This window comes from Psychrobacter glacincola, assembly GCF_904846075.1.
Lineage (GTDB): Bacteria > Pseudomonadota > Gammaproteobacteria > Pseudomonadales > Moraxellaceae > Psychrobacter > Psychrobacter glacincola_C.
Map to the genome: position 1 here is coordinate 238,950 of NZ_CAJGZH010000003.1, position 16,397 is coordinate 255,346.

The following is a 16,397-nucleotide window of genomic DNA, read 5'->3' on the forward strand; positions in this document are numbered from 1 at the left end:
GCTATTAACTTTTCTCTAGCCAAATCCAGTTACCTTGCCAAACAGACTGACCAGCCAACTGATTACTGCCCACAGTCCCCAACCAACCACCACAATAACGATTAATCCCAACAGATCAGGAATGTGCAAATACAGCCATGCAATGATAGGATTGTGCCAAAAAGCGCCAAAACGGCTACGTTGCTTATCTTCTAGCGATTGATGCAAAAATGGCCGATCCATATGCATGGTTTCGGTGATGCCATATTCATCGTGCAGATGCTCATGCACGATACCCAAGGTCTTACGACTGGGGCGAATAAAAATATCGAGCAGCGTGCCAATACCCGGTACGATACCAACGACCATGTCAATGAGTGCCAGTCTGACCGCAGGCGTCATTTTATGCACTGGCACTCCCAACTGACGCCCTAATACAAAAGCATAGCTGGTTAAAGCCAGTCCCGCTAAATCTCCTGCCAGCGGAATCGTCGAAAGCGCCGCATCTGCACCCATGCCTTGTTTGGTAAAAGGCACACGTACCAGCGAATCCATCGTATTAGCAAACTTAGCCAATTTACGCTCGGTGGCGATCACTTGTTCGCGTGTGAGCCCATGCTCAGCTAACTTTGCTTGATAATCGATAACAGGTGCATTGGCATCAGAAGATTTTTTCGCTTTTGACTTTGAGAGCTTTTTGAAGTTATCCATTAAAAGTCGTCCATAAACAAGCGATTGCGATGAGAGCAAAGACGTAACGCCCTACCCATATATTGGCTAAAAACGCTTGGAAACAGGCTCTTGCATTACGAGTAGCACAAGCGCTATTTTGCTTAGCAAACATCATCGCCACTAACGCCAAGCCAAATACTGGCGTCAGGCCTAAGCTTGTCGGTGCAAAGTAATGCCAAATGGTCGCGCCCATAATAAGCAAAAACAATGTTTGTAACAGCGAGATAATAATCACATCATAGCGACCAAATAATATCGCCGTTGATTTGACCCCAATTTTTAAATCATCTTCACGGTCAGCCATAGCATATTGGGTATCATAAGCCACGGTCCAACACATATAAGCAATAAACAACAACCAACACCAGATATCAGGCGCGCCTTGTATCGCCACATACGCCATCGGTATCGCCCAACCAAAAGCCGCTGCTAAAAACACCTGCGGCAAATGGGTAAAACGCTTCATAAATGGATAAATGAATGCCAATAACACTGCGCCAAGCGACCAGTAAAATACGGCTATAGGCAAAAAGAACAGCAAACTGGCACTGAGTAATACCAATACTAAAAAAGCAGCGATTGCTTCTTTAGCAGACAGACGCCCATCAGCTAATGGACGTCCTTTGGTGCGGGTCACATGACCATCGACCTTACGATCGGCAAAATCATTGATCGCGCAACCTGCCGCCCGCATAAAAATTGCGCCAAGCGCAAAAATCACCAACATCTTAAGACTTGGTAGACCTGCACTTGAACCTTGCTGTTGCGCTTGACCCATCGCCGCCAGCATTACGCCCCATAGCGTTGGCCATAATAATAGCTCAATACCTACTGGTTTATCAAAGCGCGTCAGCTGCAGGTAAGCTTGTAGTTTGTCGTTAAATGTCATGGCTTTTTATTATCATTAATAGAAGGTTTTTTTGTGCGTGTTTGCCTACTTTTTCGGCAGCTCTTATATGAAGTGCTATTACATTGAATTATTAATACATTGGCGAGCTACTGAATTTGCTGCCACAATTTGTTGGCCTCGATGAGCGAAAGCTCAGGATATTGTTTGCGTAAGGCTTTAATGGCAGGAATTTTGTCTTTTTGTGCGGCTTGTTGACGTAAAAATGCCAGCTGCTCTTTAGGATTACTTAACTCTTTTAGACGTGCTTCAAGTCGCAAAATTCTGGTACGCAGCATAATATTGATTAACAATAACGCCGCGCCCATCACCCAAATTATTAATACAGACATTCCCTGCTCCTAAATCCAATCACTCTAAATTTTACAAATATGAAGTTGCTAACTGCGCGCTCTAAGCTCAATAACTGAGTCAAATAACTTAGTTCAACAGCTAAGTTCAATCGCTAGGCGCATTTATTATGATGAGAAACGGCTATTAAACAAAATAACCATCAAAGCGTACGGCTTCGTTATGCCAGCTCTCACTTGGTTGTTGATGCGCAAGTAACGGCGCAAATTGCGGACGCTTAACGACCACGCGCCCCTGTATGTTTGTGTTCTGTCCCTTTTGACGGATGACTGCTTGCGCACTTTGTAGCAACTGTTCTTCTTGTTCTAGCGTTGGTGGGCTAGCCAATTGGTGTAAGGCTTGCATGTGCTTGCCCACTTTAGCGCCTTTACCCGTTTTGCTATCTTGATAACTGTCTTCCGGAAACATAGGATCCAGATACACCACATCGACTGCTTTCATATCGATTTCTTTAGTGTCATCTATCGCATCTGCTGCTAGAGTTGCAAAATAGCCAAGCGCATCGGTATTGATAATATGCAGACGGCTCATCAGCTTTTGCCAATTTGCTAGCCCACTCATACGCTGCTGTTCTACTAACAATAACAATGCCATTAAGGGCTGCTGCTCGAGCATAATGACCTGTGCACCCGTACTGGCTAATATCAAACTGTCATGACCAAAGCCTGCTGTGGCATCGATAACATGACTGTCAGATGTGATTTTGACTGCTTGTAATAATAACTCAGACTTACGCCCCGCACTCACCACACGGCGTTGCAGCTTATCCCATTCTGGTGCAACGCTTAACCCATCGCTCAGCCATGATAGCTTGTTTTTTTTATCCAACAACAAAATAAGCTGGGTAGCTGTCTGGCTTAACTGCTGGCGCCGTTTTTGACTAAGCTTATCGGTAAACAGCTCAAGGTGTAAGATAATGGGTAGCTGATGTGCGATTATCAACGCTTGTATATCTGCAACCTGACTATGCTGCGACTCGCTGGCATAGTATAGTTGGCAGTGCATAATGTTACTACTCTCTTTGAACCCTTGGCGTGAAGCGGTCATCTCTACTTTCCTATTCGCGGCTTATAGACTCATCCCACAATCGGCTCTAGCCTGCCATTTGATAACCAAAACCCCAAGCCGCTATTAATACAATGATGCCAGTAATAATGCGTAACCACGCAAATATTTTAAAATCACGACGACTGACCCATTCTACTAGCAAACGGATACAGAGTAAGGCGACGATAAATGACACCACCGTACCTATACCTAATACCAGCCAATCCTCGCTATTGGTCAATACATCATGGTGCTTCAGCAAATCCAATAATGCCGCGCCCACGATGACTGGAATACCCAAAAAGAAAGAAAATTCAGCGGAAGCTTTACGTGAGACGCCGAGCCATAGCGCGCCGATAATTGTCGCGCCTGAGCGTGATGTTCCCGGTATCAATGCCAGACATTGCAGCAGACCAATCATCAACGCGGTTTTTAGACTGACGTCTTCTGCTTCTTGCGCAATAATCGTTTTCGGGCGATTTTCTACATAGAATATCAATAAACCACCGATAATCAGCATAATTGCCACGACGATGGGATTAAATAAATATGATTTAATCTCATCAGCGAAGGTGAAGCCAACGATCATCACCGGAATAGTCGCCACAATCAAGCTAAGTCCTAGCTGGCGTGGATTACTCATGCCTTCAGCTTTGCCTGTCAGCAGACCCATAAGCGCTTGCCATAGTCTGTCCCAGTAATCATAAATGACCGCTAAGATAGCGCCAAGCTGCACCACTACCACAAATAAATCGACTTTTTCTTTGGTCCAAAAGCCCATCAAATCCGCTGATAAAATCAAGTAGCCAGTGCTAGAGATGGGTAAAAATTCAGTGATACCTTCAACGATACCCATGATAACAGCTTGAATTAATAAAATGATATCCACGATGGCTTTCCTAAATATGGATCTATTGGCTAATAGCGTTTTAGAGTATTTTTATATTTTATATAGCGCTGATAATGGCTGGCATTAATATGATGGCTACGCTTTACCTTGTTCTTTAAGTGTTTTCCACGCTTGATTGCGCAGATACTTTGGTAACGCTTGCGAGGCTTCTGTGCCGCCTGTCTCCATAAATTGAGCAATACCAAGCTGCCCTATCACAGTAGCATCAGGGTGAATATCTGCCTGAATGATCTGACCGTCATGTAATGTTAATAACGGCGCACCATTGCCAGCAATGGGAATATTAAGCACTGTCTGGCTGTCATAATCGAGCAACTGCTCGGTATCTTCGCCATTTTCTTGATTAACCGCCTGCATAAGGTTGTCTATTAGCACATATTGCCCAAAATAAACTTGCTGCATACGCGCATCAAGGGCGCTATACACTTCGGTCACACCATATTTTTGATACGCCGCTTGCGCAATCGCTTGTAGGCTTGAGACTCCGACACAAGGAATATCATGGGCGACAGACAATGCTTGTACTACTGCCGTATTAATCCGTATGCCGCTAAAGGCACCAGGACCACGGTTAAATATCAAGGCTTGTAAATCAGCAAGGTTGAGCTTAGCCTCGGACAAAGCGGCATCAATCATCGGTAGAATTTGCTGGGTTTGCTGGCGTTTACCCGTCTCCGTATGACTCGATAGCACTTGACCACTGGCATCTAAAATCGCGATCGAACACTGATCAAACACGGTATCCATTGCTAAAAACATCATAACCTCGGCCTATTCACTTAGCATTATAAAACAGCGCCTATCATAGCATTTAGGATAGGCAAATTTTATTAATTTCTAAATTTTCATACTTAATCCATCAATATTTATGGGAACATGACAGACATAAAAAACCCCAAAGCGACTTGCACCTTGGGGTTTTCATTAAGAATTCAATACTATAGCAATCTAAGCATCTATCAATTAAAAACGGGTTTTAAACTTTTTTGGCGCTTGATTCTGCATTTCCTGCATTTGTTTTTGCATCTCTTCGGTGCTTGGCATGTTGTTTGGATCTAGACCCATCTGCTTAGCCATTTGTTGTGGATTCACATCCTTGACGCCGCCTTGCTGACCGCCGCCACCAAATAAAGGACCGCCACCGCCGCCACCTGCACCGCCGCCACCCATCAACCCTTGCATCGATTTCATCATTTTACTGATACCTTCAGGCTTAGAGATCATTTTCATCATTTTTGCCATTTGTTTGTGTTGTTTAAGCAAACGATTGACGTCTTGAATCTCACGTCCAGAACCTGCGGCAATACGGCGCTTACGGCTTGGGTTAATTTTATCGGGATTTTTGCGCTCAAATGGCGTCATCGAATTAATCAACGCTTCCATTTCACGTACTTTTTCTTCTGGCTTAGCATCTTCGACCGCTTTTTGCATATCCGAGCCGCCCATACCTGGCATCTTATCTAAGAAGCCTGCCATGCCGCCCATACTTTTCATTTGTTGGAACTGGGTCAATAGATCCTCAAGGTCGAAATCGCCGCCCTTTTGCATCTTTTTAGCCATTTTTTCGGCTTTATCACGGTCGATTTTTTGTTCAACTTCTTCGACTAGGCTTAAGACGTCACCCATACCAAGAATACGCTGAGCGATACGTTCAGGATGGAACAGCTCTAACGCGTCTAGTTTTTCACCGCGACCTAAAAACTTAATCGGTTTGCCAGTAATCGCACGTACAGAAAGTGCCGCACCGCCGCGAGCATCACCATCGGTCTTAGTTAAAATCACACCCGTTAATGGCAGCGCATCATTAAAGGCTTTGGCAGTATTTGCCGCATCTTGACCAGTCATCGCATCGACGACAAATAGCGTTTCAGAAGGATTGACTGCTGCAGTTAACGCCTTAATCTCAGCCATCATAGTCTCATCGATAGCCAGACGACCAGCGGTATCAATAATCAAAATATCTTGGTACTGAATCTTTGCTTCTTCGATAGCACGTAAGGCAATATCAATCGGGTTTTCGTCGCTACTTGAATTAACAAACTTGGCATTCACTTGACCTGCCACTTGCTCAAGCTGAGCAATCGCCGCTGGACGATAGACGTCAGCGGATACTAGCATCACCTTTTTCTTATGACGCTCTTGTAAAAACTTCGCCAATTTACCGGCAGTCGTGGTTTTACCTGCACCTTGCAAACCAGCCAGTAAATAAACAACTGGTGGCTTACCCGTCATCTCAAGCTGCTGATTGGCACTGCCCATCATTTCGGTCAGCTCGTCATGGACGATTTTGACAAAGGCTTGCCCCGGTGCCAATTCTTTCAGCACTTCCGCGCCAAGCGCTTGCTCTTTGACGCGCTTTACAAAGTCACGGGTGACGGGTAGCGCGACGTCGGCTTCTAGTAGCGCCATACGCACTTCACGCAGGGTATCTTTGATGTTGTCTTCGGTCAACTGCCCAGTACCGACGATATTGCGCAGGCTCGACGATAAGCGTTCTGTTAAGGTATCAAACATAAATAACTCTCAGTTAAAATAATTCTTGGTGAAAACAATATTTACTTAAAATAATGCTTACTTAAAACAATACTTAGTGAAACTGGCTTCAGCTCAAATGGCGGATAAATATTATTAGGGAATACTGTAAAATATTTAATCGTATCTTCATAAAAACAATGATAAAAAACAGTCTATTATCAACACTATAGCACCAAGAAGATGCCAAAATTATAATGATTTTGCAAATACAGCATTACCAAAGCTTGGCGCGGCACTTTATGACTTATAGACAATCGCTTTATAAGCTAGGCATATTAGCGCTCATTCAAGCAAACTTGGCCAAGCATTTATAAGGAATAAGCAAGTTGGTGCTCAATTGGCACCCATTTTATGATAAATTGGACGATTATTCTAATCATTCCGATAATACCACTTTAGCATTAAATTGAGCGGCTATTTTGCGCTCAGTATGAGATGAGGCATTATATCTGTGCACTTTGCATTCTTACTTGCTAGCCTAGCCTATATCTTAGTCAGTGCTTACCTTAGTTGGGCACTGACTCGGGATAAGCCTATCCATAAAGGCATCAGTTTGGGATTATTGATGGTCGGCATGCTCGCGCATGCGGCGCTACTTTATCCTTATGTTGTGACGCTTTACGGGCTAAACTTTAATCTTTTTAATATCATCAGCCTAATCAGCTTATTCTTTTTGTTCTTCTATTTTTTATTTTGTTTGTATCGCCCTATTGTCAGTCTGGGCATACTGGCAGCGCCAACAGCATTGGTAGGGTTGACAATTGGCTATATTGGCCGTGCGCCTTATCAACCCATTACAAATATCAGTATTGGGCTTGAAGCTCATATATTACTATCACTTGCCGCCTATTGTGTGCTGCTGATGGCAGCGGTGCAAGCGCTATTTTTGCGCCTACAAATACGCGAACTCAAGCACCACTCTATTCATCGCTTTTGGGTCAATAAACTACCGTCACTACAAAGTATGGAGAGTCTATTATTCGATATGCTATTGGTCGGTTTTGTCCTACTAAGTATCGCATTGGGCATTGGCTTTATCTATGTAGAGGATTTGATGGCGCAGCATATTGTGCATAAGACCGTGTTTAGCCTGCTGTCTTGGTTATTGTTTGGGGCGCTTCTGGTCGGTAACTGGCGTGCTGGATGGCGGGGCAAACGTGCCGCCAATATGACTATCTATGCTTTTATCCTATTAGCCATTGGCTTTGTGGGCAGCAAGTTTGTGTTAGAGATGCTGATATAAAATCAGCGCTGCAATAGCAATAGGTCCAGAAAAAAGCCGTGAGTATTAATGAATAATACTCACGGCTTTTTTTAACCTTCTGTTAAACAGCACTTCTCAATTTGAACTCGCTCTAATTAAAGGCTAATTAAAAACCACGGTTTTATTACCCGCTACAATCACGCGGTTTTGTACATGCCAGTTCACGGCGCGTGCCAAGACATTACGCTCGATATCACGACCAATAGCGCGCAGCTCGGTCACACCTTGACGGTGAGTGACTCGGTGTACATCTTGCTCAATGATAGGGCCTTGATCAAGCTCAGCGGTAACATAATGCGCGGTCGCGCCGATGAGTTTCACACCTTTATCATAAGCCTGACGATAAGGGTCAGCCCCCACAAATGCAGGCAAAAATGAATGGTGAATATTAATGACTTGCATCGGCCAACGCTTGACAAAATCAGACGACAATATCTGCATATAACGCGCCAACACTAGCAAATCATTACCTTCCATCAACTCATGAATTTGCTCTTCTGCTTCTGATTTATTGTCTTTGGTCACTGGTACATGATGGAAAGTGATGCCAAAGTTTTCTACCGCTTGACGCAAATCTTCGTGATTACTAACGACAGAGGTAATCTCGCAATCAAGTAAACCTCGCTGATGCCGCCATAACAAATCCAACAATGCATGATCAAACTTCGATACTAAAATGCCAACTTTCGTCTTAATCGCATTATCATGTAAACGCCAAGCCATGTTATGGCGCTTGGCTACCGTATGCGCAAAACTGGCTTCAAAATTATCAATGATTTCGCTCAATCCTGCCAAAGCAAACTCTAAACGCATAAAATATTGACCACCCTCATGAGCAGTTGAATACTGATCGAGAGTGATAATATTAGCGCCATAGCGATGGATAAACTCAGATACCGCTTGCACGATACCGGCTTGATCACGGCATTTAATCAATAATGTGGCAGTATCGATTGCCGTCTTGTTAAACAGGTTATTAGATAGTTTATAAGATGAGTTTTTTACTGAAGTAATTGTTGCAGTGTCTGACATAGTGCGCCCAATCAAAAAATTAAACTTGCTACTGACTTTCAATACGGTCGTTAGCATAGGAAACCGACTATTCTAATCGCTTTTACCTAACTTTGCTGATTGAGTTGGTTGTATTTCGTTATTGAGGTTATAAATACAAAAACCCCCAACGCGAGGTTAGGGGTTTTTGTATTTATAATGGATTCTATTTAGAACTAGAGCAACTTAAATCAGTACCAAATGGACTTGTCCAGTTTGGTCGAATTGGTATGCCAATATTCACGTCAGTTACTAGAGTAGGGAAACCTATCACACGAGATTGCTGTGACTCACTACCATCTACACTAGTATTGACTGTAACGCTAGCTTTGTACCAGTTTGCATACTCTTTAGGGTAACGTATAGAGAAATCTACTCTACCAGTATCATCTGTTATAAAATTAAAATTCTGGCTAGAAGTTACTTCTTGACCATTCTCATTGATAACTGCCGCTACGTTAACAGGATCTAATTGACCGTTATTGTTGAAATCTTCATTAGGATCTAAAATGCCATTATTATTTTTATCTTCTTTGCCACAAGAAACCGACTCTTGGAACCAGACAGTCCTGCCAAATATATCCTTAATGATACTAAACTCACCTTTTAAATAACTATCAGGAATCAAATTAATAGAGACTGGTTGATTAATAGCTGGCTTACCAGCACTATTGAGCACACTGATTGATCCTTTCTGGAAGTAATATACTTGATTACTACCTGCAGAAACTTTGTCTGCAAATGCAAAACTAATATAGGTCGACTTTGTTTGGACTGTGATTGCTGAATTATCTAAGAGTGTGTTTACTGCTTTTTCCTTACCATCTGGTAATCTAATTGACTGAACCTGTGCTTCAATGACAACACCATCTGTACTTGTTGAGTTTTGGCCTGCATTATAAGTCGTTACAGCTCGACCATTATCATCAGTATACGCCACCGCTTGGCTTAAACTTCCACCAGATGCATCTCTGGTCGTCGTAAACTGTACAATAGCATTTTTGACAGGAGCATCATCCTTGTCCAAAACTCTAGCCATTACAGAGGTAGAGCCGCCCACACTTAAGACTGCACGCTCAATCTGTAGAATCAATTTTTTCGGCTCGATAGAGACAAAACTCAATACTGTCTCTTTACTATCATTGCCATATTCCGCTCTTACAGTTGCAGTTCCAGGTACATTAGATTCTACATAAAACTCAACTTTTTTACCCGTAACAGTCAATGTACGACGCGAGCTTCCTTGAACATCATTCACTGATGCAAATATTTTTCCCTTATTTGTTGAGACATTAACGCTATCTCCATCAACAGCATCAGGCACACTCAAGATGACTTTCTGTCGATCACCGACAATAATATCTGTAGTTGGAGAAAACCCTATGTTTGAGCTACTCGTAGATACTACCGTTAAAATATCAGGAATACGCTGGCTAACTTCAACGCCTTTACCTCAAGACTGAATAAATAGTTATCATCTACTGGTTTTAAACTAGAAGCATTTAAGTCAACTGCAAAATTACCATTGTTGTCAGACTTTCCAACCCCAGCTTCCGTATCGTTGCTATAAATAATAAAATCAGCATTCGCAACTGGTTTTGCTGCGCCATCTAAGAGTTGCCCAGATACTCTAAAATTATCTCCTGCATTTACTGCATTCTTAGAAGATACCACGTTACTTACACGAGTACCTGAAGCTATGATTGGTAAGTTTTGTTCAACAATACTGTTTTTACCATCATCAACAACAACGTTCAATACACTCTCGTGGTTCAGTTGAGCATCAACACTTACTCTACTTTGTATCAGCTCGATTTCGACTAGCCCTTCATTATCTGTAAGCTGCCGAGAAGTTCCATTCAATGACAAGCCATATAATGCAGCATCAGCAATACTGACGATGACAGGCACTCCTGCAATAATACCGCCTTTTTTATCAGTTACTCTAATACTAACTGTTGTCTTATCTTGGCCAGTCAATAGCTGATTTTTATCAGAGGAGATAAAAACATCATATACATTTTGTTTTTCAATATCAGCGTTGTCATTCGAGCCATATAGTTTAATAGATTTTGTTACATTACCAATACTAGCTTCTACTATCAATCCATTGTTTATAAGATAATCACTTTGCTCTGTAGATAATTGATTTAGCACCTCTAATCTGATTACTGCTTTGCCATTTTCATCCGTAGTAATCTTGGATTGAGAGTTACTAAATACACCTGTAGCTTTAGGGTCAGTAATTTTAAAAGTTACAGGTTGCTCTGCTAGATTACCATTGTTTGCATCTAACACTAAGGCAGTCACTTCTATAGAAGCTCCCTTAGTCATTTTAATCCCACTATAATTGGAAGATATATATATTTCACTTGCTTTAGTAGCAGAATCACCTGGAATTTGACCATCAGGGGTTACCTGCACCAAACCTGTATCAGGAGTGGGTGCAATAGAATCTACAGTATCACCGCCACCGCCACCACCACATCCAGCTAGAGTTAGTGATATTGTTAACGCCGTAAGCTGAAATAATTTAGAGGTAAAAGGTAATGAGCTATATGACATGTTTTGGACTCCGCGTCAGCAGTAATTTATTCGAGCAAATAAACAAAAATCATTACACAGAATCATAACAGATTGGTAATGATACATAGATTTACATTAACACCCGTTGTATTAACAGATTGTATTAAATATATAACAGCAACTTTACTGACTTTTGTCATAACTTACAACTAAAAATTAATTTTTACTATTAAATAATCAACAACATAGCCAGTGAATTTCAGGGTATAATAGCCATCCTTTAGATCGACAATAATCATAAAAATATTTGAGTATTCATCTCTTTTATGGTATAAATGTCGGCTTTAAAATTTTCTGAATTGGTACGCTTGTTATTTGCCTTTAGATAACAGCAATATCAACTCAACATTCATATAGTTTTGTTTGGTGCAAAGCTGCCGCTTGCTGTGTCCATGCCGCAAAAACGTGCAACTTGCCCAGACTGGTATGAGAAAAACTCATACCTCATAGATTAGGAGTTCGCCATGTCTCGAGTTTGCCAAGTGACTGGAAAGCGCCCTATGGTGGGTAATAATGTTTCGCACGCAAACAACAAAACCCGTCGTCGCTTTCTACCAAACCTTCATAACCATCGTTTTTGGGTAGAGTCTGAAAATCGTTTTGTACGTCTACGTGTGTCTACCAAAGGTATGCGCACTATTGACAAACTTGGTATCGATAAAGTGTTAGCAGATATGCGCGCACAAGGTCAAAAAGTATAAGTTAAGACTGGCAGCTTAATGTCTCGATAATTTTCGTCATTTAAGCTGCTTTTCTACTACATCATTATATTTGTAGTTACTTAATATTTTAGATCCGTACCTATCGTTTGAAGACCCCTCATTTACAGGAAAGCTATCATGAGAGATAAAATTAAATTAGTATCAACAGCTGGTACTGGGTATTACTACACCACTACTAAAAACAAACGCACTATGCCTGGCAAAATGGAAATGAAGAAATTCGATCCAAAAATTCGTCAGCACGTGATGTTTAAAGAAGCTAAAATCAAATAATTGCTATAATTTATAGAATATATTTTTATAAATACGTTCTATATATAAGTTACTTGAAAAAAAAGGGTATATCAATTGATATACCCTTTTTTACGCTTGCTACTTTTAATGATGATTATTTTAATTAACGACTACTAGCCAACTTAACAGCAACCCATCTCATCACTAACTATAGTGCGTCGGCTCTTTGTCATAAACATGCGCATGCCATTGGCTCATCTGCTTTTGCATAATGACCTGAATCGCGGCATGAATCATATGCTGACCTATCGCTTGGGTGTCACTACCGAGCAGCTCTTTAAGCTTTTCAGAAAAATCAATGGTCATCAGCGGCGCTTCGTCTTGTTCCGCGTCACGTAACAATAAGCGACCATCTTCTGCCTCTACCAACTCAAGGGTAGTCTCTTTGGCAAATCCTGCAAATTGATCCGTACTTTCGTTATCTACTTCTATATCATTATCGATATCGTATGGCATGAATTGCTTCCTCATTGTCCCGTCTAATACTTGCAAGAAAAATCGCGCACCGCAACATTATTGTTTTACAGTAATACGGGTAAAACTATCTTAGTCATACAATGGACGCTTTGGTCTTGAAATTCAAGGCTTGTCACATAAGTCTTCTACATAAAGGCTCTTTGGGTGTGCTATCACTGATAGTATTAGCGCCAGTAGCGTAATTTTGCCACAGTAAATAAGAAGGCAACAAACATACCGAGATAGTACATAAGCTTTAACTCTAATGTCGGATCTCGATATTTAAACGGTAAGGCTACAGTGGCGGTGGCGGTCGGAAATATCAACAGCATAAGCAGCCAGTTTTCGATGACATTTAGCCAGCCTTGTAAATCAGTACCGTTACGCAATGATGCCAGCCCAAGTAGCAAACAGGCGATAATTAAGCTGGTGAATAAGCCATTGGGTAGGTCTTTTGGATAGATGATATTGGCAATCTTGGTCGGTATGATTCTCATGTAAAATTCCAGTCACGCTTGTAGCGCGTGACTTAATAATTAAAAATTGTGTAAAAACAGCCTATCATAAATATTGCAGTGCACTATTTACCAAACAGCTTTATCTCTGCTCATAAGACTCTAACTGTAAGTACCCATTAACCAAAGCATCGATATACAAGAGGTTAAATAGCCCAAGCTAATAGCATTCCAGCTCTCTATATGCATGCCTTTGACTTTGTTAAGTATCTTAGAACCTAGCCAAAAAAACAGGGGAATGCCCAGCATAAATGCAGGCACAATGACCGCAGCATGACGTAATACTTCACCAGTATCATCACCCACCATTAGCCGAAAGCCGTAACCTGCCAGACTTAGAACCAAGGCAAATACAGCCAAGCCAATAGTGATACCCTTTGGCACCAAGCTGCGTTGCTGTGTCTCATTCTGAATTGGCTGCTCAGTGCTTTGCTCTGACTCAGGTGATTCTGACGAATTGATTGAGTTTTTTGTGTCCATATTTCACCTTTACGTAACTTGCCGTTATGCATCGTTATCCGTTATACAGCACATTTTGCTACTATTCTTTTATGACGAAAATGACTGACGAACGTATTTACCAATCACATAAGACCGTGGTTATTCATTACCATTAGCCAAAGCCAGCTCAGCACGCATAGCATCAATAGCCACTTTATAGTCATCTTGGTTAAAGATCGCCGACCCTGCCACAAACATATCAGCACCCGCTTCGGCAATGGCTCGGATATTACTGGCTTTGATACCGCCATCTACTTCTAATCTGATATCACGACCACTGGTGATGATGCGCTGACGAACTTGGCGCACTTTTTCTAACGTCCCTTCAATAAATGACTGACCGCCAAAACCTGGGTTGACGCTCATCAATAAAATTTGATCTACCTTGTCCATCACATAGTCTAAATAATGTAATGGCGTTGCGGGATTCAATACTAAACCACATTCAGCACCGCCATCTTTGATCAGCTGTAAAGAGCGATCAATATGCCCACTGGCTTCTGGATGAAAAGTGATAACACTCGCACCTGCTTCCAAAAACTGCTCAATCATGCCGTCAACTGGTGAGACCATCAAATGTACATCGATTGGTGCATCAATCCCATAATCACGCAGCGCCTTACAAATCATACTACCAAAAGTGAGATTGGGTACATAATGGTTGTCCATTACATCAAAATGAATCACATCAGCGCCTGATTCCAACACCCTTTCAACTTCTTCACCTAGACGTGCAAAATCAGCTGAGAGTATTGATGGGGCGATAAGATAAGGTTTAGAAGGAATAATCATAGTTGAGCTACCTGATTCTGTTGAAATAAAATACGAATAAAATAAAAAGAAACTAAGGACTGGCTTAAAAAAACTGTGCCTTTAAAGCAATAATGTTAAGAACTCAAACTACTAGCGCTGCTTATACTGGGTTTTGCAATAAGCACGACCGACATCGAAGCCTCGCTTAGCTTGATGTTTGGTCGCGCGATTACTGACACGCTGACGCCATAAGCGAAAAGATGACGGCTTTAGCGTTTGGCGCATCAGCTTAATCACGCCTGCTTCATTCAGACCATAGCTATGCTCTATCGCCGCAAACGGTGTTCTGTCCTCCCACGCCATTTCTATTACTCGTGAGACTTGCGCGTCATCTAGCACTTTATCACCAGACTCATTGACTACGGTTGCGATAAGCTCATCTGAACGTGTCTGTCTGTCATTTGATTCAGTACTAATATCAGCAGGCTGATTATTTTTTAGAGCCGCTTTCATATCGGCTTGCATGGTCGCAAGCGATGACTCAACGGTTTGCTGCTTACAAGCCAAACCATCGGCTACTAATGCTGTCAGATTACTTACCATAAAACCTTACCTTTAAAGATGCTTAACAGATACTTAGCCGACTTTCATTTTATATTAATCTATTTTATATCAATAAGTACGCTTGACTAAATAATCAGCGTAACTGTCTGTCAATTTATCGATCAGATCATCATTCTAATACTGGACTTAGCTCATTTGCGCCATACGCCAGTGATGTTCAATATGATCGTTAATCACCGTTTGAATAAAATAGTAGCTATGATCGTGACCCGCCTGATAACGCAAGGTTAAGGGCTGATTGGCTTTGTTACAAGCATGTTGCAATTTGGTGGTTTGCAGTTGACCCTCTGCTAAAAAATTATCAGCCGCGCCTTGATCCACCAAGATACTTGCATACTGCTGCCCCGATTTTTCAATCATCTGCGCAGCATCTGCCTGCGCCCATCGTGATTTATCATCGCCGAAGTATTCTGTATAAGCGGCTTGCCCCCATGCCGACTCACTGGCCGCGCACACAGGCGATAAAGCTGAGACACTCACAAACTTGCCTGGAAACTTAAAGCCCAATAGTAATGCTCCGTGACCGCCCATCGAATGCCCTGTCACGCCGATACTGTCAATAGGAAATTCTGAGCGTAACAAGTCATATAACTCATCAACGATATAGCTTTGCATATTAAAATGCTCTGACCAAGGTGCTTGCGTCGCATCGACATAATAGCTGGCACCCTGACCGACAAAATAGCGGTCGTCGTTTGGCACATCGCTGTCATCACTACTTCGAGGTGATGTATCAGGGGCGATAAATATCATGCCAAGCTCGCTGCATTTTTGCTGAAAATGCGCTTTGTGGGTGACATTATCAGCATTGCAAGTGAGACCTGATAAATATAGAATCGCAGGACAACGGCGACCAGCAAGCGCTTCATCTGGCAGATAAATGCTAAAGGTCATCGGCGTTTTGGTCGATGATGATTGATGCCTATAGTAATGCTGCTCACCATCAAAACAGCGGTTGACGCTGATCTGCGTGATTTTTGAGTTGGTAGATAAACTGTGTTTATAAGAGTTGTTCATAAGCGACATCCTTTTTATCCAAAGTAAAGTACACGATGACTTATAAAAAGCATTGGTAAAGTAATACTAGTACTTCTCCAAACTCACTTAGTACTCAATCATTATACCATTCACAAGAATTAAAGTAGTAAGGAAAGCGAGTGTCAGTATTACA

At 41.9% G+C, this 16,397-nt stretch carries 19 protein-coding genes; 3 read left to right on the top strand and 16 right to left on the bottom strand.

Annotation, left to right across the window (positions count from 1 at the left end; genetic code table 11):
• Positions 1 to 15 precede the first annotated feature (15 nt).
• The 7 genes from JMW85_RS12155 to ffh form a co-directional block, all read right to left on the bottom strand.
• Positions 16 to 690, bottom strand: a complete 675-nt coding sequence (locus tag JMW85_RS12155) for a DUF4112 domain-containing protein (protein WP_227681866.1) — start codon at positions 688 to 690, stop codon at positions 16 to 18.
• Entirely contained in the window at positions 683 to 1,600 is a 918-nt protein-coding gene (gene ubiA / locus JMW85_RS12160; protein WP_201581957.1) for a 4-hydroxybenzoate octaprenyltransferase, read from the bottom strand. The genes JMW85_RS12155 and ubiA overlap by 8 nt, the downstream gene beginning before the upstream one ends.
• Positions 1,601 to 1,707: 107 nt before the next feature.
• Positions 1,708 to 1,950, bottom strand: a complete 243-nt coding sequence (locus JMW85_RS12165; RefSeq protein WP_201581958.1) for a hypothetical protein — start codon at positions 1,948 to 1,950, stop codon at positions 1,708 to 1,710.
• 145 nt (positions 1,951 to 2,095) lie between these two features.
• Positions 2,096 to 3,016 carry a class I SAM-dependent methyltransferase gene (locus JMW85_RS12170; RefSeq protein WP_201581959.1) on the bottom strand — a complete coding sequence of 307 codons (921 nt, stop codon included), beginning with the start codon at positions 3,014 to 3,016 and terminating at the stop codon, positions 2,096 to 2,098.
• A gap of 46 nt (positions 3,017 to 3,062) precedes the next feature.
• The gene (locus JMW85_RS12175; RefSeq protein WP_109589588.1) at positions 3,063 to 3,905 is read right to left on the bottom strand and encodes an undecaprenyl-diphosphate phosphatase; all 843 of its coding nucleotides are present in this window, start codon (positions 3,903 to 3,905) and stop codon (positions 3,063 to 3,065) included.
• Positions 3,906 to 4,001: 96 nt separating this feature from the next.
• Positions 4,002 to 4,685, bottom strand: a complete 684-nt coding sequence (gene tsaB / locus JMW85_RS12180; RefSeq protein ID WP_201582164.1) for a tRNA (adenosine(37)-N6)-threonylcarbamoyltransferase complex dimerization subunit type 1 TsaB — start codon at positions 4,683 to 4,685, stop codon at positions 4,002 to 4,004.
• A 204-nt stretch (positions 4,686 to 4,889) separates the two neighbouring features.
• Positions 4,890 to 6,440, bottom strand: coding sequence for a signal recognition particle protein (ffh, locus tag JMW85_RS12185; RefSeq protein WP_201554674.1), 1,551 nt, complete (start codon positions 6,438 to 6,440; stop codon positions 4,890 to 4,892).
• A gap of 472 nt (positions 6,441 to 6,912) precedes the next feature.
• Between ffh and JMW85_RS12190 the strand changes: the two genes are divergently transcribed.
• Complete coding sequence (locus JMW85_RS12190) at positions 6,913 to 7,704, top strand: cytochrome C assembly family protein (RefSeq protein WP_055124689.1); 792 nt, start codon at positions 6,913 to 6,915, stop codon at positions 7,702 to 7,704.
• A gap of 123 nt (positions 7,705 to 7,827) precedes the next feature.
• On the opposite strand, the gene purU is transcribed toward JMW85_RS12190, so the two are convergent.
• From purU to JMW85_RS12205, 3 genes are all read right to left on the bottom strand, one after another.
• Positions 7,828 to 8,757, bottom strand: coding sequence for a formyltetrahydrofolate deformylase (purU, locus tag JMW85_RS12195; protein ID WP_227681868.1), 930 nt, complete (start codon positions 8,755 to 8,757; stop codon positions 7,828 to 7,830).
• Positions 8,758 to 8,941: 184 nt separating this feature from the next.
• The gene (locus tag JMW85_RS12200) at positions 8,942 to 10,099 is read right to left on the bottom strand and encodes an Ig-like domain-containing protein (protein ID WP_201581960.1); all 1,158 of its coding nucleotides are present in this window, start codon (positions 10,097 to 10,099) and stop codon (positions 8,942 to 8,944) included.
• Positions 10,100 to 10,185: 86 nt separating this feature from the next.
• Positions 10,186 to 11,340 carry an Ig-like domain-containing protein gene (locus JMW85_RS12205; protein WP_201581961.1) on the bottom strand — a complete coding sequence of 385 codons (1,155 nt, stop codon included), beginning with the start codon at positions 11,338 to 11,340 and terminating at the stop codon, positions 10,186 to 10,188.
• 485 nt (positions 11,341 to 11,825) lie between these two features.
• Here JMW85_RS12205 and rpmB point away from each other — a divergent pair, with 485 nt between their 5' ends.
• Together rpmB and rpmG are read left to right on the top strand one after the other, a co-directional pair.
• Positions 11,826 to 12,062, top strand: a complete 237-nt coding sequence (gene rpmB, locus JMW85_RS12210; protein ID WP_010201401.1) for a 50S ribosomal protein L28 — start codon at positions 11,826 to 11,828, stop codon at positions 12,060 to 12,062.
• Between the two features lie 138 nt (positions 12,063 to 12,200).
• Entirely contained in the window at positions 12,201 to 12,356 is a 156-nt protein-coding gene (rpmG, locus tag JMW85_RS12215; RefSeq protein WP_045444249.1) for a 50S ribosomal protein L33, read from the top strand.
• Between the two features lie 165 nt (positions 12,357 to 12,521).
• On the opposite strand, the gene JMW85_RS12220 is transcribed toward rpmG, so the two are convergent.
• The 6 genes from JMW85_RS12220 to fghA all read right to left on the bottom strand — a co-directional run bounded on the left by JMW85_RS12220 (position 12,522) and on the right by fghA (position 16,243).
• Positions 12,522 to 12,833 carry a hypothetical protein gene (locus JMW85_RS12220; RefSeq protein WP_045444246.1) on the bottom strand — a complete coding sequence of 104 codons (312 nt, stop codon included), beginning with the start codon at positions 12,831 to 12,833 and terminating at the stop codon, positions 12,522 to 12,524.
• Between the two features lie 185 nt (positions 12,834 to 13,018).
• Entirely contained in the window at positions 13,019 to 13,330 is a 312-nt protein-coding gene (locus JMW85_RS12225) for a hypothetical protein (protein ID WP_045444243.1), read from the bottom strand.
• Between the two features lie 120 nt (positions 13,331 to 13,450).
• Positions 13,451 to 13,828 (bottom strand): hypothetical protein, encoded by a 378-nt coding sequence (locus tag JMW85_RS12230; protein ID WP_227676610.1) that lies wholly within the window; start codon positions 13,826 to 13,828, stop codon positions 13,451 to 13,453.
• A gap of 120 nt (positions 13,829 to 13,948) precedes the next feature.
• A complete protein-coding gene (gene rpe, locus JMW85_RS12235; RefSeq protein WP_055124691.1) occupies positions 13,949 to 14,641 on the bottom strand; it encodes a ribulose-phosphate 3-epimerase in 693 nt (230 codons plus the stop codon).
• Between the two features lie 111 nt (positions 14,642 to 14,752).
• Complete coding sequence (locus JMW85_RS14500) at positions 14,753 to 15,034, bottom strand: TIGR03643 family protein (RefSeq protein ID WP_374220464.1); 282 nt, start codon at positions 15,032 to 15,034, stop codon at positions 14,753 to 14,755.
• A 318-nt stretch (positions 15,035 to 15,352) separates the two neighbouring features.
• Complete coding sequence (gene fghA / locus JMW85_RS12245) at positions 15,353 to 16,243, bottom strand: S-formylglutathione hydrolase (RefSeq protein WP_201581963.1); 891 nt, start codon at positions 16,241 to 16,243, stop codon at positions 15,353 to 15,355.
• Positions 16,244 to 16,397: the final 154 nt, after the last annotated feature.